Genomic DNA, 18,701 nt, shown 5'->3' with positions numbered 1-18,701 from the left:
ATGCACACTAAAATCCAAATGTGCATAGTTAGGGTTTCAGACCGTGCGGCAGGTTGTAAACAAGCTTTCAGACGGCATTTCGGACGCTGAAAACAATTGCGGATTATAAAGGCAACCATCCTTAAAATCCAGTATTGATACAATAAAAAGACCGTCTGAACCATATCTCTTTCAGACGGCCTTCAAACTTAAAAATCAATCCTGAGTCAGCAAAGTCAATGCTTCCTGATATTTTTCGACTGTTTTCTGAATTACATCGGCAGGCACTTTAGGCGCAGGGGCTTTTTTGTTCCAACCGCTTTGTTCCAGCCAGTCGCGGACGAATTGTTTGTCAAAAGATGGCGGATTAGTGCCGACTTTATATTGATCCGCCGGCCAGAAGCGGCTCGAATCGGGAGTCAATACCTCATCCATCAGCGTCAGCGTACCGTTCTCATCCAAACCGAATTCAAATTTGGTATCGCAAATGATGATGCCGCGCGATTTGGCATATTCCGCCGCTTCGGTGTACAGCCGAACCGCTTTGTCGCTCACTTCTTCCGCCAATTCTTTGCCGATAATGCGTCCGCATTCTTCAAAGCTGATGTTTTCATCGTGATCGCCGACTGCGGCTTTGGTTGAGGGCGTAAAAATCACTTCGGGCAGTTGTTGCGCTTCCCGCATACCTTCGGGCAGCCGAATACCGCAAACCGAGCCGGTTTTTTGATAATCCTTCCAACCGCTGCCTGCCAGATAACCGCGCACAATCGCCTCAACTTTCACCGGAGTGAGCTTTTTAGCCACGACCGCCCGTTTTTCCAAAACCTTGGCTTCGTTCTCAGGCAAAACATCGTACACGGTATTACCGGTGAAATGGTTGGGCATAATATGCGCCAGTTTTTTAAACCAAAAATTGGAAATCTGCGTCAGAATCTCCCCTTTACCCGGAATCGGATCATCCAAAATCACATCGAATGCTGACAAGCGGTCGGAAGCGACCATCAGCATCCGTTTATCGTCAATTTCGTACAAATCGCGCACTTTTCCGGAATAAATCTTTGCCAAACCAATCTCACTCATTTCGCACCCCCTGAAAATATCTTGAAAATACCGACCCGACACCCGACAGGTTTGAATCGCAATCCGATATTTTAGCCGAAGTCGGCGCAAAACAATACCCATGGCACAAAAAGCCATCCCATCAACCATCGGCAAAATTTTGGCACTATAATACCGACAGCAGGTCCTACAATACACTTTCACCAAAGGAAATACCTCATGAGAATCCTATTGACAGGCTCGAAAAGCCAACTGGCACACTGTCTGCGCGACCGTCTTCCGGAAGACTGGGAAACCATTGCGACGGATTCCGCATCCCTAGACATTACCGATGCCGATGCCGTCTGCAACATGGTCAAAAGTTTCCAACCCGACGCTATTGTCAACACGGCTGCCTATACCGCCGTCGACAAAGCAGAAGGCGATGCGGCAGCGGCATTTGCCGTCAATGCCTCCGCCGTTTACAACCTTGCCTTGGCAGCACATCGCGCCCATGCCCGATTCATCCACATCTCAACCGACTATGTTTTTGACGGAAAAGGTAAAAGACCCTACCAGGAAAGTGACTTTACCAACCCTTCCAATGTATACGGACAATCCAAAACCGCCGGCGAACTGCTCGCACTGTCTGCCAATCCCGACAGCCTTATCCTGCGGACTTCTTGGCTGTTTAGCGAATACGGTGACAACTTTGTCCGCACCATGCTGAACCTTGCGCGGGAACGTTCCCCGCTGTCCGCCGTCCACAACCAAACCGGCTGCCCGACCTATGCCGGCGACTTGTCCGCCGCCATCATCCGCCTGTTGCAACAGTCCAATCCCATTCGCGGCATTTACCACTACGCCGGCGGCAAATCCGTATCCTGGTACGAATTTGCCCAACATATTTTCCAAGCGGCATCGCAACAGCAGACATCCTTCCCCGTTCCCGAATTGACTGCCGTTTCAGACAAGGAATATCCGACCGCCGCCCCCAGGCCCGCATACAGCATTTTGGACTGCCGCAAAATCGAAAACGACTTCGGCATCAAACCGTCGGACTGGCAAAAAGCCCTTGCACAGGTCATTTCCAAGCTGCTCTGATACCACCCTCCCCTCCGTTTCCGCCGCCAAGCACCGCCTTGGCGGTTTTCTTATAAATTCTACCGATTACACAACCACATATCATCTTTACACAATCATGCTTCCATCAACAGCAAAACATGATATGATTGCCGCCAATAACATCTCACAATAAATTTTCTAATTTTTATTGAAAAAATCAATAAATAAGAATTCTCCCAACCGACAAATAAAATAAAGAAAGGGTCAATATGCAACACCGAAGAAGACTGGCAATTTACCAGGCATCCAAACGTGCTTCCTTTACCGGCAGGTCATCCGCCCCGCAAAAACGTAAAGAACGTTGATTTGAAAAAAATGCCGTCTGAAGTCCTGCTTCAGACGGCATTTTTTACCGTTCGAGAAACTGTTTCAACCTGTCCTCATCCAAAAACCAGTGGCAGATTTCCTCATCTCCCGCCAACAAAACGGGCACCAGTTCATTGTATTTTTCTTCCAAAGCGGGATCGTCGTCCACATCGAACACATCCAAGCCAAACCCGTATTCATCCTGAAAAGGTTTGAGTTCGTCGCGCATTTTGTGGCACAAGCTGCAATATTCGCGAAACATCAAGGTCAATTTCATCCGCGTTTCCTTATCTGTCAATTTGCACACGCCAAAGCCTCAGATGCAGCAGAATCATGGTCTATTTGGGAAAAAACAATGTTTTCGAGGAAGATGATACCCAAGTCCTGCCAAAAACAGCAAAATGCCGTCTGAACAGTTCAGACGGCATTTCCAAAACCGTTTTACACTTGAACGTTGATACCCGCCGTAACCGTCGGTTGCGCATTGTGCGCCGTCAGAAACGAAGCGGCAAGCTCCCCGCAGCAGCCGCAGCAGCTCGCCACGCCCAATTGCGACTGCAAATCGCCCATTGTGGTCGCGCCGGCGGCGATGGTTTCCTTGATTTGGTGGTCGGTAACGGCATTGCAGATGCAGACAAACATTTTGTGCTCCGTGTGTTCTTAAGCTATCGTACCGATAGCGGCTTTTATTATCGTATGCAAATATAAATAAAAACAGTTCGTATTGCAAGGTCGGCATACACGGTTTATCTTGGTAATTTTTTATCAAGTTTGCATTTTCGATTGATTTCTTATTAAACCGAAGCAGAAGCCTCAGTTTCGGGAATGGTGTTCCTTAACCACGCTATGCAGCCGCACATTGGCAACATGGGTATAAATCTGCGTCGTATTCAAATCGGCATGTCCCAACATATCCTGAACTACGCGCAAATCCAAGCCGTGCTGCACCAGATGGGTGGCGAAGGCATGGCGCAGGCTGTGCGGGCTGATGTGCCCGATACCTGCCCTGCCTGCATATTCTTTGACAATCATCCATGCCAACTGACGGGAAATGCCCGTTTTTTTCTGACTGACAAACAATGCGTCGCAACTCCTGCCTTTCAGCAGAAGCGGACGTGCCTCCGTATAATAGCGTTCCACCCAATACGCCGACTCCTGCCCCATCGGGACCATCCTCTGCTTATCACCCTTGCCCAGCGTGGTAATACAGCCCCTGTCCAAATCCACATTGCCGAAATTCAGCCCGGCCGCCTCGCTGACGCGCAAGCCGGTCGCGTACATCAATTCGAGCAGGGCCTTATCCCGCAAACCGTGCGGCGTGTCGGTATCCGGCGCGGCAAGCAGTCGGGAAATCTGCTGTTCTGTAATCAGTGTCGGAATATTCTTGTCGATTTTGGGCGGTTTCAGCAAACGAGTGGGATTGTCCGTCCTTATGCCTTCACGCTCCATCCATATATACAGGCGTTTGCACGCCGACAGTGCGCGCGCCTGCGAACTCCGTTGCTCTCCGTCAACATAAACCGCCGCCGCCAAATCCGCTTCGTCCGCATCTTCCAGCGTTCTGCCGCACAAAGACAGCCGGCGGGCGATTTTTTCCAAATCCCGCCGGTAGCTGTCCAAAGTATTCCGACTGAGCCGCCGATCCAGCCACAAAGTTTCCAGCAGCCTGTCAATCAAACCGTTTTCCATAGCGTTCCAAACCAATGCCGTCTGAAGGCTTCAGACGGCATGGTTCACATCATCGGGAAAGCGTTTCCAACACTTCCTGCGCATGACCTGCCACTTTGACTTTCCGCCATTCATGGGCGATTTCTCCATCCTTATTCAAGACGAACGTACTGCGCTCGATGCCGAGCGACTCTTTCCCATACAGTTTTTTCAATTTGATGACATCAAACAGGCGGCACACTGTTTCATCCTTGTCGCTCAACAGCTCGAACCGGAAACCCTGCTTGGCGCAAAAATTCTGATGCGCCTTTACGCCGTCGCGGGAAATACCGACCACGGTATAACCCAAGTCGCCGAACTGCTCCAATCGCGCATTAAAATCCAAGCCTTCCGTCGTACAGCCCGGCGTACTGTCTTTCGGATAAAAATACACGACCAAAGGCAGATGTTCTGCCGAATGAAAATCCGCACCGCTGCTCGAAGGCAGGGTAAATTCATATTTCACATCCATAGTCCTACTCCCTATATTCCCATTATTCAAAACGGCACGCAGACGCACCGCCGCAATTTCCAAACCAACCCCGATTCTACCGCCCCAAAGGACAAGGATTCAACCGCCGGAAACATCCAAACCGACACACGACAGCATGAAAAATATCCATGTCAAACCACAAAATATAGTGGATTAACAAAAATCAGGACAAGGCGACGAAGCCGCAGACAGTACAAATAGTACGGCAAGGCGAGGCAACGCTGTACTGGTTTTTGTTAATCCACTATATGTTCCGATTTAAAAACAGAATGTTATAAAACCCAACCCCCAAAACACAACAAGACCGCCCGCCTACGGGCAGTCTCCTGTCAGACGACATACTTTACAGATGGCTGTTTTTTCAACAAAATAACGCCAATACTCAAAAATACGGAATCAAAAATGTCCATCCGCACCCTGAAACGCCTGCCCTCATCGCTGCTTCTCGGTCTCTGCCTTTCCCTGCCGTCAGCCCACCTTTTTGCCGACAACGACATTTTAGGGCAATTTTTAGAACAGAACATGCTTACCTCCTCCGATCCGATAGAAATATTCGCCGAAAGCACGATACACCCCACCAACACCCAAACCATCACAAGCGGTCTGATTCTCTCCTCACAGTCTGCCTTAGTCGTCAACAACAAAACCGGACAGATACTGTATCAGAAAAACGCTGACAGAATCATGCCCATCGCCTCCATTTCCAAGCTCATGAGCGCGATGGTCGTTTTGGATGCAAACTTGGACATGAACGAAACCGTTACCATCACGCCCGACGAAATCGACCGCCTCAAAGGGACCGGCAGCCGTCTTGCCATAGGTACGGCACTTACACGCAAAGAACTGCTGCACCTGAGCCTGATGAGCAGCGAAAACCGCGCCACCCACGCCTTGGGCAGAACCTACCCCGGCGGCATGGGCGCATTTGTCGCCGCCATGAACCGTAAAGCCCAAAGCCTGGGCATGTACAGCAGCCGCTTTTACGAACCGACCGGACTCAACTTCCAAAACGTTTCCACAGCCAAAGACCTGAGCCTCATGGTCAACGCTGCCGCCCAATATCCGCAAATCCGCACCAACTCGACTTCCAACTACGCCTCGGTACAGACCAAAAACGGGCAGCAGAACTACAAAAACTCCAATGCCCTGGTCAGGGAAGGCATGTGGAACATCGAATTGCAGAAAACCGGCTACATACGCGAGGCAGGCAGGTCTATGGTTGTCAAAGCCAACATTCAAAACCAACCCGTTACCATCGTATTACTGAACTCGCCCACATCCGCCACACGCGTCAACGACGCGCGCAAAATCGAATCATGGATGCTGCAGCAACGCTCCTGACATACAAATGCCCGGCGGAAAACCGCCCAAACACAAAAAAATTGGTAATTTTTCCTATTCAAGGCTACAATTCGACACGCACAGGGCGTCTGCCCGATTTCACAATCATAATAACGGAGTTAAAAATATGACAGCTAAAGGACAAATGTTGCAAGATCCCTTCCTGAACGCCCTGCGTAAAGAGCACGTTCCGGTTTCGATTTACCTGGTCAACGGCATCAAACTGCAAGGTCAGGTCGAATCTTTCGACCAATACGTCGTTCTTCTGAGAAACACTTCCGTAACCCAAATGGTTTACAAACACGCCATTTCCACCATCGTACCGGCTCGCTCCGTCAACCTCCAACATGAAAACAGACCCCAAGCCGCACCGGCTTCGACCCTTGTCCAAGTGGAAACCGTCCAGCAGCCTGCCGAATAATCCGCACGAAACATGACGTGTCATATCTTTCAATACCTTACCGGACAACGGTAAGGTATTTTTATTTTCAGACGGCATTTGAAAATGTTATTGAAAAACATCCTTCCATTCGCCCATTGCCTTTTGCGGCAGGCACTTCCCGAAGGCGGCAATGCGCTGGACGGCACCTCCGGCAACGGACACGATACCCTTTTCCTTGCACAAACCGCAGGCAACAGGGGGAAAGTGTGGGCATTCGATGTCCAGCCCCAAGCCCTGAACAACACCCGATGCCGTCTGAAAGAGGCGGGATGCAGCAATGTGCAGCTTATTCCGGACGGACACGAAAACCTGAAACAATATGTTTCAGAACCGCTAAATGCCGCCATTTTCAACTTTGGCTGGCTGCCCGGAGGAGACAAAAGCCTGACCACCCGCACGGAAACCAGCATTGCCGCCCTTTCTGCCGCCTTATCCCTACTGAAAGAAAACGGTATGCTTATTGCCGTCCTCTACCCCGGGCACGAAAACGGAAAACAGGAAGCGGAAGCAGTCGGACAATGGGCAAAAAACCTGCCTCAAGAACAGTTTGCCGTTTTGCGTTACGGCTTTACCAACCGGAAAAACAACCCGCCCTATCTGTTGGCATTTGAAAAGTTACGTCAAAAATAAATGTTTGCGGTAAAATAAGCCGATTCCAACCCTTATTTTGATAAGAGCCGACCATGCAGTATCTGATTGTCAAATACAGCCATCAAATCTTCGTTACCATCACCATTTTGGTATTCAACATCCGTTTTTTCCTACTTTGGAAAAATCCAGAAAAGCCCTTGGCGGGCTTTTGGAAGGCACTGCCCCACCTCAACGACACGATGCTGCTGTTTACAGGATTGTGGCTGATGAAGATCACCCATTTCTCCCCGTTCAACGCGCCTTGGCTCGGCACAAAAATCCTGCTCCTGCTCGCCTATATCGCATTGGGTATGATGATGATGCGCGCCCGTCCGCGTTCGACCAAGTTCTACACCGTTTACCTGTTCGCTATGTGTTGCGTCGCCTGCATCGTTTACCTTGCCAAAACCAAAGTCCTGCCTTTCTGAAACACTGCCATGAACAACAGACATTTTGCCGTCATCGCCTTGGGCAGCAATCTTGAAAACCCTGCCCAACAGGTACGCGGCGCATTGGACGCACTCTCTTCCCATCCCGACATCCGGCTTGAACAGGCTTCCTCACTGTATATGACCGCGCCCGTCGGTTACGACAATCAGCCCGATTTCGTCAATGCCGTCTGCACCGTTTCCACCACTTTGGACGGCATTGCCCTGCTTGCCGAACTCAACCGTATCGAGGCTGATTTCGGACGCGAACGCAGCTTCCGCAACGCGCCGCGCACATTGGATTTGGACATCATCGACTTTGACGGCATCTCCAGCGACGACCCCCGACTCACCCTGCCGCATCCGCGCGCGCACGAACGCAGTTTCGTCATACGCCCTTTGGCAGAAATCCTCCCTGATTTTGTTTTAGGAAAACACGGAAAGGTTGCCGAATTGTCAAAACGGCTGGGCAATCAAGGTATCCGTCTTTTACCGGACAGGTAATTCCGCACGCGGATGCCGTCTGAAAGCCGGTTTCAGACGGCATTTTTCCTTTGCCGCCAACACGCGTGCAAAAAAAAATCGCCCCTTAGGAAAGAGGCGCAAAAGGAACACAAACCACTACCAAAACTTTAAATCTACAACATTGCCTGCCGCATACTGTATCCGACAGGATATAAAGCCCTCACTAAATCGTTTCGAGAAATCCAAACTTCTTCATCGCCGACAGAAAACCTGCCTTTTTCCGGCACCAGCTCCAACAAAAACGGTTGAACCGCCGTATGCAGCTTGTCTTTACACCGCTCCAGCTTTCTGGACAACGCGGACAGGGCGCGTTTGTAGGCATTATCCTTGCGGTCAAGCTCCCGCGCACTGCCGACCCAGCTCAAACGAAGGTTGCGGCTTTCATCCTCAATCAGCAAAATGCCTGTTTTGACTTCCCCCACCTCGGGCTCGCATGAAAGCGCAATATAATATTTGCCGTCAATATTGACATATACCGCCTCATGCACCTGACAGTTGCAACCCGAGGTTGCGAGCAGGGAATGAACAGAATCACGGTGCAGCCTCAAAATATCGGAGGAAATCTGTTTGAAAATACTTTCCGGCATTTTTCCCTCCTTTCGTTTGCTGCGTTGTTTACTGGATTGACTGCATTATACAGACATCTCCCAATCTTGCAAATGATAATTGTTTCTATTTTTTAAAAAGTTTATAAACTATTGATATGTATGTGAATTAATTTTTAAGATTTAAAACCTTTGTCTCAAAAAACACAAAAATGCCGTCTGAAACGTGTTCAGACGGCATTGGCTGCACAGGCAGTCTGTTTAAAATTTCACGCCCTTATGCAGTGCGACGATGCCCGCACTCATATTGTGATAATCCACGCTGTCGAAGCCCGCATCCAGCATCATCTGTTTCAAAGTTTCCTGATCGGGGTGCATACGGATGGATTCGGCGAGATACTGGTAGCTGTCCGCATCTTTGGCAATCAGTTTGCCCATGACCGGCAGCAGCTTGAACGAATAGAAATCATACGCGCCTTCGAGCGGCTTGTAGATTTTGGAAAACTCCAACACCAGCAATGTCCCACCCGGTTTCAAAACACGGTACATCTCTTTCAGCGCGGCATCTTTATGCGTCATATTCCGCAAGCCGAACGCCACGGAAACCAAGTTGAAATAATTGTCGGGGAAAGGCAGTTTTTCCGCATCGGCAAGCGACACGGGCAAAATCATGCCTTCGTTCAACAGACGGTCGCGCCCGACGGTCAGCATAGAGGAATTAATATCGGTCAGCCAAACCTCGCCTTCCTTGCCGACGCGTTTCGCCCAACCGCGCGACAAATCGCCCGTACCGCCCGCAATGTCCAACACTTTATCGCCTTTTTTCAGGTGCGCCGTGTTGATGGTGAAATGCTTCCACACCCTGTGCAGCCCTGCCGACATCACATCGTTCATAATGTCGTAGTTTTTGGCGACGGAGTGGAATACTTCCGCCACTTTTCCGGCTTTCTCATCTTCGTTGACCGTGCTAAACCCGAAATGCGTTTTCTGTCCGCCCATATTCTAACCACCTCTCTGATACCGTTGCCCGTCAGATTGCCATCCGACCGGTCTTATTTCTCTTCAAAACGCGACGCGCCAGCCGCTGCCAACCTGTCCAGATATTTTTGCCACATGGCATCACGTCCGTATGCCAGCCCGTGCAGATAGTCCCAATCGTAAAGCCCACTGTCGTGTCCGTCCGAAAAACTGATTTTCAGCGCGTACTGACCGACAGGCTGTAAATCCGTAATTTGCACATCCGCCTTACCGGTCTGCAAAACATCCTGTCCCACGCCGTGTCCGCGCACTTCCGCACTCGGCGAATAGACGCGTAAAAATTCGGCAGGCAGATTTTTAGGTTCGTCCCCATAAGTCAAAACCAACACGGTACGGTTTTTCAACAACCGGATTTCAACAGGAATATTTTTCAAAAAACACCTCGATTCGGCATACAATATCCGGCAGGCGTACGCGTGCCTTCAAACGGCGCGTATTTTAACAGCTTTATCCCGATACCGATATTCAAACCCACACTTCAGACGGCATTGATATGGACAATCTCGTATGGGACGGCATTCCCGACATCCGCACACTCGACCAAACCATCCGCAAACACGCACACCCGCTCAACCTGATTATCTGCCTCCCCGATAATCAGATTCCCGATTTTCAAACCGCACAAGATGCTTCGGACGCGGAATGCCGTCTGAAGCACCGTTTGGATCAGGCAACCCAGTGCCTCCAGTTCGACAGCATCAACCTGATTGGACACATCCTGCCCGATGTCCGCTTCTGGCTGGTTCCCCCTTCACGCACCCACCGCCTGCACGAACACTTCCACCACATTTCCTGGCAGACCGAAGCCATCCCGCAAACCGAAAGCAAGCCCGACAAACCCTGGTTTGCACTTCCACAAACATCCGAACGGCAAAAACCGGAACACGTCCTCGTCATCGGTGCAGGCATATCCGGCGCATCGACCGCCCACGCCTTAGCATCACACGGCATTTCCGTTACCGTATTGGAAGCCCGAAAAGCCGCCCAAGCCGCCAGCGGCAACCGCCAAGGGCTGCTCTACGCCAAAATCTCGCCGCACGACACCGAACAGACCGAACTTTTGCTTGCCGGCTACGGCTACACCAAACGCCTGCTCGGACACATCCTGCCCGGCTCCGACACTTGGGGCGGCAACGGCATCATCCACCTCAATTACAGCCGCACCGAACAACAACGCAATCACGAATTGGGGTTGCAAAAACACCATAACCACCTCTACCGCAGCATCACGTCTGCAGAAGCCGAAAAAATCGCCGGCATCCCGCTGAACACGCCCTACGCCGAACCATTATGCGGACTGTTTTGGCAGCACGGCGTATGGCTCAATCCGCCCGCATTCGTCCACGCCCTCCTCAACCATCCACTGATTGGACTACACGAAGACACACCGTTAACCGACATTTCCCACGACGGGGAAAAGTGGATTGCAAGCACGCCAAACGGCACATTTACCGCCACACACATCATCTACTGCGCCGGCGCGCACAGCCCCTGCCTGCCCGAAACCAACCTCGCCGCCCTTCCCCTCAGGCAAATACGCGGACAAACCGGCCTCACACCGTCCACCCCGTTTTCCGAACAACTGCGTTGCGCCGTTTCAGGCGAAAGCTACATCAGCCCGTCGTGGCACGGACTGCACTGCTACGGCGCGAGTTTTATTCCCAACAGCAGCCATACCGGATGGAACGACGCCGAAGAAGCCTCAAACCGCCAAGCATTGGCACAACTTAACCCCGCCCTTGCCGAATCATTGTTTGCCGCCAACCCAAACCCCAAAAAACACCAAGGGCACGCCGCCATACGCTGCGACAGCCCCGACCATCTGCCCGTCGTCGGCGCACTCGGCGACATTGCCGCCATGCAACAAACTTACGCCAAACTTGCGCTGGACAAAAACTACCGCATCGACGCCCCATGCCCATATCTGCCTAATGCCTACGTCAACACCGCGCACGGCACCCGCGGACTCGCCACCGCCCCCATCTGCGCCGCCGCCGTTGCCGCCGAAATCCTAGGTTTGCCCCACCCCCTCTCAAAACGCCTGCGCCACGCCCTACACCCCAACCGCACCGTCATCCGCGCCATCGTCAGAAAACAGAACCTGATACCGTAACCACCTTAGCAACCATGCCGTCTGAAATCACACATTTCAGACGGCATGGTTGCACAATGGCACAGACGGTCGGAAACTTACCGTCCTTCCTAATTTTCTGTCTGCCCGACACACCCGATTCCCTACTGAAAGAAGCCAAGCAATGTTTTCCCAAAGCCCCTATTCGTCATGCAGGACAATCGGTAAAACCCGGACTGCCAAGCATGGCAGCCGCAACAACCGTCAGGCGACATATCCGACAAGTACACTGCTGTCGAAAGTCTTCAACCTGACCGCATGGGATACAGACAATAAAGAATATCAAGACGCTGTCAACGAACTGTTTTACCTTGCCGCCCGACGAATTTCCCCTCATCGACGGGCTGAAATTCTACGCCGACAAAGCCAAGAACCACAGCCCCATTACCCAAAATCCCGACAGCCTGCCCCTTGCCAGAATGCGTTTCACCGCCCAAAGCATGACGTAGCCCGAAGACGCCAACCCCTTCCCCGCCGTCATTCCCGCACTGGAAGCAGCATGGAAAAACAAATATCCAAAAGAACAAAAAGAAATCCTCATCGAATGACAGGAATTTGCCGCCAATCCCGATAAAATCAAACCTTTTCTTAAACGGCTGGTCGATTTAATCGGTACACAAGACGAAATCCGTCTGGAAGAAAAAGGGCTGGTTCTGCCCGTCAGATACAAAAAGAAAAACCCAAGCAACAACTGGAGAAGATGGATCGGCGGCGAATAATTCGAGCAACTCATCCGCACATGGTTCAAAGAAAACGGCGTACCGGACAGCAAACTGGAAACAGGCTTGCAAATCAGCCAGCAGTCGATTGCGGCGGCACGGAGTCTGACTTGCAGACCGATATGCGGCAGCGTTCCGGTCAGGATTTCACTGTCCGGCCAGTCGGGCAGCCAGCCTTTTGCAAACAGTGCGGGAGTAAGCAGGGTAAGTATGAAGCCGTTTGAATATGTGCTTCCGGGTTGGTTGAAAATGCTGTCTGAACTTTTGTTCAGGCTCGACAATCTGACTTCCCCACCGAAACGTACCAGGCTGTTGTCCTTCAAATCGGCAGCCGTCAGAACGACAAAACCGTAACGGTGCTTTTCCCAGCCTTGGTGGTGTTTCTGTGCAGGCGATGAAAGGTCGTAAGCGGCAGTTGGAATGAAGAAGCAGTGGTAAATTGGCTGCAATCCAACTTCAAATAACTTTGGGGTATAAGTTGGGGTATGAAAATCTATCAGATTTTCACACCCCAACTATTTTTTATAAGTAAATCAAATATATGATTTACAAAATATCAATACATAAATACTTCAATTCCAGATATTCGTCCGCACCGTATTTGCTGCCTTCACGTCCCAAACCGCTGCGTTTCACGCCGCCGAACGGTGCCGCTTCATTACTGATTAAGCCCGTATTGATGCCGACCATACCGTATTCCAAGGCTTCGCCGACGCGCCACTGGCGGGCGGTGTCGGAGGTGAAAAGGTAGGCCGCCAAACCGTATTCCGTATTGTTCGCAGCCTCGATGACCTCGACTTCGGTTTCAAAACGGAATACTGGACACAACGGCCCGAAGGTTTCCTCGCGAGCTACCGCCATTTGCGCCGTTACACCGCTTAAGACGGTCGGCTCAAAAAACGTTCCGCCCAATGCGCTGCGTTTGCCGCCGGTCAGACAGACCGCGCCTTTTGAGAGCGCGTCGGCGATATGCTGCTCGACTTTTTCTACCGCTTTTTCCTCAATCAGCGGCCCTTGGTTGACACCATCCTCCAAGCCGTTGCCCAATTTGAGCTCGGCTACTTTTTCACTCAATTTTCGGCAAAATGCGTCGTAAATGCCCGATTGAGCGTAAACTCGGTTGGTGCAGACGCAGGTCTGACCGCTGTTGCGGAACTTGCTCGCCATCGCACCTTCGACGGCTTTGTCCAAATCGGCATCGTCAAATACGATAAACGGCGCATTGCCGCCCAGTTCCAAACTGAGTTTTTTAATGTCCGCCGCGCTGTCGGCAAAAATTTTCGCGCCGACTTCGGTCGAACCGGTGAAGCTGATTTTGCGGATAATCGGGTTCGTGGCAAATTCACGGCCGATTTCCGATGCGCGACCGCTGACGACGGGCAACAAATCCTGCGGTATGCCCGCTTCGTAAGCCAACGAAGCCAAGGCATACGCACTCAAAGGCGTGAGCGATGCTGGTTTGACTATCATCGCGCAGCCCACCGCCAAAGCAGGCGCAGCCTTACGTGCAATCATCGCAGACGGGAAGTTCCACGGCGTAATTGCGGCGGTAACGCCGACAGGCTGTTTCAACACGACCAATTTTTGCGATGCTTTCACACTCGTTAACACATCGCCGTCAATCCGCCGCGCCTCTTCGGCAAACCAGCGCACAAACGAAGCCGCATAATCGATTTCGCCGCGCGCCTCGGTCAGGCTTTTGCCCTGCTCCATCGTCATGAGACGCGCCAGTGCTTCTTTGTTTTCCTTTATCAAAAAATACCAACGCCACAACACATCGGCCCGCTCCAACGCAGTTTTTGCCGCCCATAATTTTTGTGCTGCAGCTGCTTTTTGAATCAGGTTTTTCAGCTTGTCCGAACCTGTGTTGCGGACATACGCCAAAATTTCGCCCGTCGCCGGATTGCCGACCCCGATGCCGTCTGAAATCGGGGAAAGGGAAATATCGGGATGCTTGATTAATTGGGAATATTCATTCATTTCGTGTCCTCCGGTATGCGGGATAACCGCTTTCAAATGCCGTCAATCTCGCGGACATTATCATCTTCATATTCCAAAACTGCAAACCCTTCCGATGCCGTCTGAAGCATCCGATCGGGCAGCGCAACATCCGGGCGGTGTCTGAATATGGCACGGGCGCAATCCTTGTCGTTTAAGAAAAATACTTTTTATACGATAGTAATCTTTAGAAAGAAAAGTAATGCAGCCCTTTGATGGGGTGCAATATATAAGGAGCAAAGATTGCAGTTGCAACGTGTGGTAGAGTATGCTAAAAATTGAAACATTACAGTCAAAATTACGGAGATCAAATAATGATTTTTAAACAGGATCAGAATTATTGGGCAGTTTTTTATGCTAATGAAGAAGCTCTGATTGTTCAAACATATTCAGGTTTGGGGTTAACGGCAATAGACCACCTATACCCCCCCATATCCTGCCATTGGATACCGACAATGAAACTTTAGGCACGACAGTCTTACAAGCATTGGCGAACAGCAGGACGTTAGACAACGAAGCTGAACGTATTGATTTTTTAAAACAGGAAAGTTTTAAACCACGCCATGAGGATTGGGTTGCCAAGCTATGCGGGAACTTGGGCTATAAAACCAGACGCGCCCTATTTAAAAACATGATGAGCGTGGATATTCGGCTGCACAACGGCTGCCTGAAAATCAGCCCGAGCCGCCATGTCAAGCTGGAAGCGTGGGATGCCATTGATGCAGACGATGTAATTTTATCATTGGATAACAGCCCTGAAGAAATCGGAGCAGGTTTAAAGTTGGCATTGAGCCGCTGCCGATAGAATAAACCCGGAACAAAACGAAAAATAATCCGCCACGCCCGAAAACCGCCGGAACCAGCCGACAGCCAAAACAAATCCGACATAAAAAACCGCCTGAGAAATCCGAACGGCGGTTCAAACAGGCTGCCCCGTTTAACGGGCGCGGCAGGAAGTTTCGACCGAATTGCCGTAGGCATCGGTAAAGCCGAAAAAGGCTTCGCCACCTTTCTGATGCCACTCGGTTCCGCTTCCGAACAAACCGTGTTCGGCGGTATAGCGTTCGCCGGATGCGGCAACGGCGGAAGAAAGGACGGCACCCCTGCCGTCCAGCCGCAACGCGATTTTGCCGCCGTCCAAACGACGGACGCGCACAGACAAACCGTTCTCGCAGGAAAACGCCCGAACACCGGCCGGACCGGCTTGGTTTTGAACGGGCGGCATATACCCGCGTCCGCCGTCATCATATGCCTCCGGCACGGCACAGGCCGCCAGAGACAAAACCGGTACGGTCAGCGCGAAAAACCTGATATTCATAAAAGCTCCCCAATAAAAAGAAAATATGTTTCAACACACAGTAAAGCACCGCCCTATGTGCCGTCCTGATTCGGAAGGGGTTGCGCCCCCAAATAAAGTCTGATTCTACTGCCCCAAAGGGCGGAGGTTCAACCGAAAAGGAAACACGATGAATCGATAATCCGGATTGCGCGCCCCTTCTTTACCCTTCTTCCGACGCCGCCTTTTGCCTGACGATGCCGTCTGAACCTCCCTGCCCGTCAGGAGGAATGTAAATTTTTTCCAAATTCCAAGTAAAAACCGCTATCAGTGTGCTAATTTGCGTTAAAATCATATTCGGCGTTTAACGTTTTGTGCGCCCGCATCCCTGCACTGTTTGATACGGGCATAAGGCACAAGTCCCGACAAGCGCACTGTTTCATACTTCGTCAATCATTCAGACTCCGGTTTGTGCCCGTGCCGGCGGGCGGTCGGCCGTTTCCCGCCGTTCAGGCATATTCCGACAGTGTGAGATAAGGATTTATTCGATGTTTCAACACACAGGACGACACATAAAGCACCGCCCTATGTGTTGCCCTGATTTGGAAGGGGTTGCGCCCCTCCCAAATAAAGTCTAATTCTACCGCCCTAAGGGGCGGGGTTTCAACCGAAAAGGAAATACGATGAAATCACTCAAAACCTTCCTCATTTGGGGCATAGTGGTACTGGTCGGCGTAGCATCCTTTACCACTTTAGCACTCAGCCGGGGCGAACAGGTCAGCGCGGTATGGATGGTTACCGCCGCCATATCCGTTTACTGCATCGCCTACCGTTTTTACAGCCTCTACATCGCCAACCGCGTGATGCGGCTCGATCCTAACCGCCTGACTCCGGCAGAACGCCACAACGACGGCTTGGACTACGTTCCGACGCACAAAGGCGTATTGTTCGGACACCACTTTGCCGCGATTGCCGGCGCAGGCCCTTTGGTCGGTCCGGTTTTGGCGGCGCAAATGGGTTACCTGCCCGGTACTTTGTGGATTATCTTCGGCGTGGTGTTTGCCGGCGCGGTACAGGATATGATGGTCTTGTTCGTCTCTATGCGCCGCGACGGTAAGTCTTTGGGCGATATTGTGAAACAGGAACTCGGCACTGTCCCCGGCGTGATTGCCTCCATCGGTATTTTGATGATTATGGTCATCATTATGGCGGTGTTGGCGTTGATTGTCGTAAAAGCATTGGTTCACAGCCCTTGGGGTACGTTCACCATTGCCGCAACGATGCCGATTGCCCTGTTTATGGGTATTTACACGCGTTATATCCGTCCGGGCAAAATCGGTGAGATTTCCATCGTCGGCTTTATTTTGCTGATGCTGGCGGTAATTTACGGCGAAGATGTGGCGAAAAGTTCCATCGGGCATTGGTTCGACCTTGACGGCATCCAGCTCACTTGGGCGATTATGATTTACGGCTTTGTCGCCTCCGTATTGCCCGTATGGTTGCTGCTCACTCCGCGCGACTATCTCTCTACCTTCCTGAAAATCGGTACGATTGCGGCCTTGGCTTTGGGTATCGTCATCGTCAATCCCGCTTTGCAAATGCCTGCGGTTACCCACTTTATCGACGGTTCCGGTCCGGTATTCTCAGGCGCATTGTTCCCGTTCTTGTTCATTACCATCGCCTGCGGTGCGGTTTCGGGCTTCCACGCGCTGATTTCTTCCGGCACCACGCCGAAAATGCTGGAAAATGAAACCCACGTCCGCATGATCGGTTACGGCGGTATGTTGATGGAAAGTTTCGTGGCCATTATGGCGCTTGCCGCCGCCGCATCGCTTGATCCCGGCGTGTACTTCGCCATGAACAGTCCTGCCGCCCTAATCGGTACAGATGCTAATACCGCCGCCGAAGTGATTACCACCAAGCTGCAATTCCCCGTTGATACCGCAACCCTGTTGCACACCGCTAAGGAAGTGGGCGAAAACACCATTCTGTCCCGTGCGGGCGGTGCGCCAACCCTCGCAGTCGGTATGGCACACATCATGAGCCGCCTGATTCCGGGCGAAGCCATGATGGCATTCTGGTATCACTTCGCCCTGTTGTTTGAAGCCTTGTTCATCCTGACCGCCGTCGATGCCGGTACGCGCGTCGCACGCTTCATGATTCAAGACTTGGGTAGTATTTTCTATAAACCTTTCGGTAACACTGACTCCATCCCTGCCAACCTGATTGCGACCTTCTTCGCCGTGGCATTGTGGGGCTACTTCCTCTACACCGGCGTAACCGACCCGCTGGGCGGTATCAACTCGCTCTGGCCTTTGTTCGGCATCGCCAACCAAATGCTGGCGGGCGTAGCCTTGATTATGTGCGCCGTTGTGCTGATTAAGATGAAACGCGACCGTTATGTCTGGGTGGCGCTCGTTCCCGCCGTCGGCGTACTGTTTGTAACCTGCTACGCCGGCCTGCAAAAACTGTTCCACAGCGACCCGCGCGTCAGCTTCCTTGCCCACGCCGGCAAATACAGCGACGCATTGGCTAAAAACGAAGTCCTCGCTCCGGCCAAAGACATCGGAGAAATGGCGCAAATCATCTTCAACGACAAGATTAATGCCGGTTTGACCGCATTGTTCCTCTTAGTCGTCGTCATCGTTGCCATCTACGGCGTGCGTACCGCCCTCAAAGCACGCAAAGTCGGCTGGCCGACCGCCAAAGAAATCCCGGCGGTGTACCGCGACGGCAAGCAGCCGGAGGCACAAAGTGAAGCATAAGCTCGCGTCTTGGTGGAAAATCATCAAGCTGACGGCAAACTTGATGGCGGGCGTGCCCGATTATGAAAACTACGTTGCACAGCAGCGCAAACATAATCCCAACGCCCCCGTGATGACCAAGCTGCAATTTCAAGACTACTGCCGCAAGCGCCGCTGCGGCGCAAACGGTGGACGCTGCTGTTAGCCCCGCCTGAAACAAATGCCGTCTGAACGCC

General features: G+C 51.6%; 20 protein-coding genes and 2 pseudogenes. 11 read left to right on the top strand and 11 right to left on the bottom strand.

The annotated features are described in order from the left end of the window. Positions 1 to 195 precede the first annotated feature (195 nt). On the bottom strand, positions 196 to 1,059 hold the full coding sequence (locus DBY86_RS02000) for a phosphoribosylaminoimidazolesuccinocarboxamide synthase (RefSeq protein WP_107818700.1): 864 nt from the start codon (positions 1,057 to 1,059) through the stop codon (positions 196 to 198). A gap of 198 nt (positions 1,060 to 1,257) precedes the next feature. On the opposite strand from DBY86_RS02000, the gene rfbD reads away from it, so the two are divergent. Beyond that, on the top strand, positions 1,258 to 2,121 hold the full coding sequence (gene rfbD, locus DBY86_RS01995) for a dTDP-4-dehydrorhamnose reductase (RefSeq protein WP_107818699.1): 864 nt from the start codon (positions 1,258 to 1,260) through the stop codon (positions 2,119 to 2,121). A gap of 370 nt (positions 2,122 to 2,491) precedes the next feature. Here the strand turns inward: rfbD and DBY86_RS01980 are convergent, their stop codons facing one another. The 4 genes from DBY86_RS01980 to DBY86_RS01965 all read right to left on the bottom strand — a co-directional run bounded on the left by DBY86_RS01980 (position 2,492) and on the right by DBY86_RS01965 (position 4,627). Beyond that, the gene (locus DBY86_RS01980) at positions 2,492 to 2,725 is read right to left on the bottom strand and encodes a glutaredoxin family protein (protein ID WP_107818697.1); all 234 of its coding nucleotides are present in this window, start codon (positions 2,723 to 2,725) and stop codon (positions 2,492 to 2,494) included. A gap of 164 nt (positions 2,726 to 2,889) precedes the next feature. Further along, positions 2,890 to 3,090 carry a bacterioferritin-associated ferredoxin gene (locus tag DBY86_RS01975; protein WP_107818696.1) on the bottom strand — a complete coding sequence of 67 codons (201 nt, stop codon included), beginning with the start codon at positions 3,088 to 3,090 and terminating at the stop codon, positions 2,890 to 2,892. Between the two features lie 171 nt (positions 3,091 to 3,261). After that, complete coding sequence (gene xerD, locus DBY86_RS01970; protein WP_107818695.1) at positions 3,262 to 4,137, bottom strand: site-specific tyrosine recombinase XerD; 876 nt, start codon at positions 4,135 to 4,137, stop codon at positions 3,262 to 3,264. 49 nt (positions 4,138 to 4,186) lie between these two features. Beyond that, complete coding sequence (locus DBY86_RS01965) at positions 4,187 to 4,627, bottom strand: peroxiredoxin (protein WP_101131462.1); 441 nt, start codon at positions 4,625 to 4,627, stop codon at positions 4,187 to 4,189. A 159-nt stretch (positions 4,628 to 4,786) separates the two neighbouring features. Between DBY86_RS01965 and DBY86_RS14050 the strand changes: the two are divergent. From DBY86_RS14050 to folK, 6 genes and pseudogenes are all read left to right on the top strand, one after another. Further along, positions 4,787 to 4,901 (top strand): annotated as a pseudogene (locus tag DBY86_RS14050) (IS5/IS1182 family transposase); the annotation flags it as partial. Positions 4,902 to 5,050: 149 nt separating this feature from the next. After that, positions 5,051 to 5,989, top strand: coding sequence for a serine hydrolase (locus DBY86_RS01955; protein WP_101131414.1), 939 nt, complete (start codon positions 5,051 to 5,053; stop codon positions 5,987 to 5,989). A 127-nt stretch (positions 5,990 to 6,116) separates the two neighbouring features. After that, complete coding sequence (hfq, locus tag DBY86_RS01950; RefSeq protein ID WP_002236839.1) at positions 6,117 to 6,410, top strand: RNA chaperone Hfq; 294 nt, start codon at positions 6,117 to 6,119, stop codon at positions 6,408 to 6,410. Positions 6,411 to 6,494: 84 nt separating this feature from the next. Further along, entirely contained in the window at positions 6,495 to 7,061 is a 567-nt protein-coding gene (gene mnmM / locus DBY86_RS01945; protein WP_101131415.1) for a tRNA 5-(aminomethyl)-2-thiouridylate-methyltransferase MnmM, read from the top strand. A gap of 53 nt (positions 7,062 to 7,114) precedes the next feature. Beyond that, positions 7,115 to 7,489 (top strand): SirB2 family protein, encoded by a 375-nt coding sequence (locus tag DBY86_RS01940; protein ID WP_101131416.1) that lies wholly within the window; start codon positions 7,115 to 7,117, stop codon positions 7,487 to 7,489. A gap of 9 nt (positions 7,490 to 7,498) precedes the next feature. Next, the gene (folK, locus tag DBY86_RS01935) at positions 7,499 to 7,993 is read left to right on the top strand and encodes a 2-amino-4-hydroxy-6-hydroxymethyldihydropteridine diphosphokinase (RefSeq protein ID WP_101131417.1); all 495 of its coding nucleotides are present in this window, start codon (positions 7,499 to 7,501) and stop codon (positions 7,991 to 7,993) included. Positions 7,994 to 8,127: 134 nt separating this feature from the next. Here folK and DBY86_RS01930 read toward each other — a convergent pair whose 3' ends face one another. The 3 genes from DBY86_RS01930 to DBY86_RS01920 all read right to left on the bottom strand — a co-directional run bounded on the left by DBY86_RS01930 (position 8,128) and on the right by DBY86_RS01920 (position 9,971). Continuing rightward, positions 8,128 to 8,601 carry a hypothetical protein gene (locus DBY86_RS01930; RefSeq protein ID WP_101131418.1) on the bottom strand — a complete coding sequence of 158 codons (474 nt, stop codon included), beginning with the start codon at positions 8,599 to 8,601 and terminating at the stop codon, positions 8,128 to 8,130. 219 nt (positions 8,602 to 8,820) lie between these two features. Beyond that, positions 8,821 to 9,558 carry a bifunctional demethylmenaquinone methyltransferase/2-methoxy-6-polyprenyl-1,4-benzoquinol methylase UbiE gene (gene ubiE / locus DBY86_RS01925; protein ID WP_002214049.1) on the bottom strand — a complete coding sequence of 246 codons (738 nt, stop codon included), beginning with the start codon at positions 9,556 to 9,558 and terminating at the stop codon, positions 8,821 to 8,823. A 53-nt stretch (positions 9,559 to 9,611) separates the two neighbouring features. Continuing rightward, a complete protein-coding gene (locus tag DBY86_RS01920) occupies positions 9,612 to 9,971 on the bottom strand; it encodes a gamma-butyrobetaine hydroxylase family protein (RefSeq protein ID WP_107818856.1) in 360 nt (119 codons plus the stop codon). 119 nt (positions 9,972 to 10,090) lie between these two features. Here DBY86_RS01920 and mnmC1 point away from each other — a divergent pair, with 119 nt between their 5' ends. Next, entirely contained in the window at positions 10,091 to 11,710 is a 1,620-nt protein-coding gene (mnmC1, locus tag DBY86_RS01915; protein ID WP_107818693.1) for an FAD-dependent 5-carboxymethylaminomethyl-2-thiouridine(34) oxidoreductase MnmC1, read from the top strand. Positions 11,711 to 12,080: 370 nt separating this feature from the next. On the opposite strand, the gene DBY86_RS01910 is transcribed toward mnmC1, so the two are convergent. Both DBY86_RS01910 and DBY86_RS01905 read right to left on the bottom strand, forming a co-directional pair. Then, entirely contained in the window at positions 12,081 to 12,896 is an 816-nt protein-coding gene (locus DBY86_RS01910) for a type III-B CRISPR module-associated Cmr3 family protein (protein WP_234403352.1), read from the bottom strand. A gap of 97 nt (positions 12,897 to 12,993) precedes the next feature. Next, positions 12,994 to 14,427: an NAD-dependent succinate-semialdehyde dehydrogenase gene (locus DBY86_RS01905; protein WP_107818855.1), complete on the bottom strand. Its 1,434-nt coding sequence runs from the start codon at positions 14,425 to 14,427 to the stop codon at positions 12,994 to 12,996. Between the two features lie 332 nt (positions 14,428 to 14,759). Here DBY86_RS01905 and DBY86_RS01895 point away from each other — a divergent pair. Next, positions 14,760 to 15,250: pseudogene (locus DBY86_RS01895) on the top strand (contact-dependent growth inhibition system immunity protein). Positions 15,251 to 15,382: 132 nt separating this feature from the next. Here the strand turns inward: DBY86_RS01895 and DBY86_RS01890 are convergent. Continuing rightward, positions 15,383 to 15,763 carry an MliC family protein gene (locus DBY86_RS01890; RefSeq protein ID WP_107818690.1) on the bottom strand — a complete coding sequence of 127 codons (381 nt, stop codon included), beginning with the start codon at positions 15,761 to 15,763 and terminating at the stop codon, positions 15,383 to 15,385. Between the two features lie 641 nt (positions 15,764 to 16,404). On the opposite strand from DBY86_RS01890, the gene DBY86_RS01880 reads away from it, so the two are divergent. Continuing rightward, entirely contained in the window at positions 16,405 to 18,486 is a 2,082-nt protein-coding gene (locus tag DBY86_RS01880) for a carbon starvation CstA family protein (protein ID WP_107818688.1), read from the top strand. Further along, a complete protein-coding gene (locus DBY86_RS01875; RefSeq protein WP_107818687.1) occupies positions 18,476 to 18,670 on the top strand; it encodes a YbdD/YjiX family protein in 195 nt (64 codons plus the stop codon). The genes DBY86_RS01880 and DBY86_RS01875 overlap by 11 nt, the downstream gene beginning before the upstream one ends. Positions 18,671 to 18,701 lie beyond the last annotated feature (31 nt).

It is taken from the genome of Neisseria bergeri, from assembly GCA_003044455.1.
Lineage (GTDB): Bacteria > Pseudomonadota > Gammaproteobacteria > Burkholderiales > Neisseriaceae > Neisseria > Neisseria bergeri.
This window is presented reverse-complemented; position numbering and strand designations above follow the sequence as displayed.

Bases quoted from the DNA above. Each gene is read 5' to 3' on its own strand.
- DBY86_RS02000 (WP_107818700.1), bottom strand. From the start codon at position 1,059: ATGAGTGAGATTGGTTTGGCAAAGATTTATTCCGGAAAAGTGCGCGAT.
- rfbD (WP_107818699.1), top strand. From the start codon at position 1,258: ATGAGAATCCTATTGACAGGCTCGAAAAGCCAACTGGCACACTGTCTG.
- DBY86_RS01980 (WP_107818697.1), bottom strand. From the start codon at position 2,725: ATGAAATTGACCTTGATGTTTCGCGAATATTGCAGCTTGTGCCACAAA.
- DBY86_RS01975 (WP_107818696.1), bottom strand. From the start codon at position 3,090: ATGTTTGTCTGCATCTGCAATGCCGTTACCGACCACCAAATCAAGGAA.
- xerD (WP_107818695.1), bottom strand. From the start codon at position 4,137: ATGGAAAACGGTTTGATTGACAGGCTGCTGGAAACTTTGTGGCTGGAT.
- DBY86_RS01965 (WP_101131462.1), bottom strand. From the start codon at position 4,627: ATGGATGTGAAATATGAATTTACCCTGCCTTCGAGCAGCGGTGCGGAT.
- DBY86_RS01955 (WP_101131414.1), top strand. From the start codon at position 5,051: ATGTCCATCCGCACCCTGAAACGCCTGCCCTCATCGCTGCTTCTCGGT.
- hfq (WP_002236839.1), top strand. From the start codon at position 6,117: ATGACAGCTAAAGGACAAATGTTGCAAGATCCCTTCCTGAACGCCCTG.
- mnmM (WP_101131415.1), top strand. From the start codon at position 6,495: ATGTTATTGAAAAACATCCTTCCATTCGCCCATTGCCTTTTGCGGCAG.
- DBY86_RS01940 (WP_101131416.1), top strand. From the start codon at position 7,115: ATGCAGTATCTGATTGTCAAATACAGCCATCAAATCTTCGTTACCATC.
- folK (WP_101131417.1), top strand. From the start codon at position 7,499: ATGAACAACAGACATTTTGCCGTCATCGCCTTGGGCAGCAATCTTGAA.
- DBY86_RS01930 (WP_101131418.1), bottom strand. From the start codon at position 8,601: ATGCCGGAAAGTATTTTCAAACAGATTTCCTCCGATATTTTGAGGCTG.
- ubiE (WP_002214049.1), bottom strand. From the start codon at position 9,558: ATGGGCGGACAGAAAACGCATTTCGGGTTTAGCACGGTCAACGAAGAT.
- mnmC1 (WP_107818693.1), top strand. From the start codon at position 10,091: ATGGACAATCTCGTATGGGACGGCATTCCCGACATCCGCACACTCGAC.
- DBY86_RS01905 (WP_107818855.1), bottom strand. From the start codon at position 14,427: ATGAATGAATATTCCCAATTAATCAAGCATCCCGATATTTCCCTTTCC.
- DBY86_RS01890 (WP_107818690.1), bottom strand. From the start codon at position 15,763: ATGAATATCAGGTTTTTCGCGCTGACCGTACCGGTTTTGTCTCTGGCG.
- DBY86_RS01880 (WP_107818688.1), top strand. From the start codon at position 16,405: ATGAAATCACTCAAAACCTTCCTCATTTGGGGCATAGTGGTACTGGTC.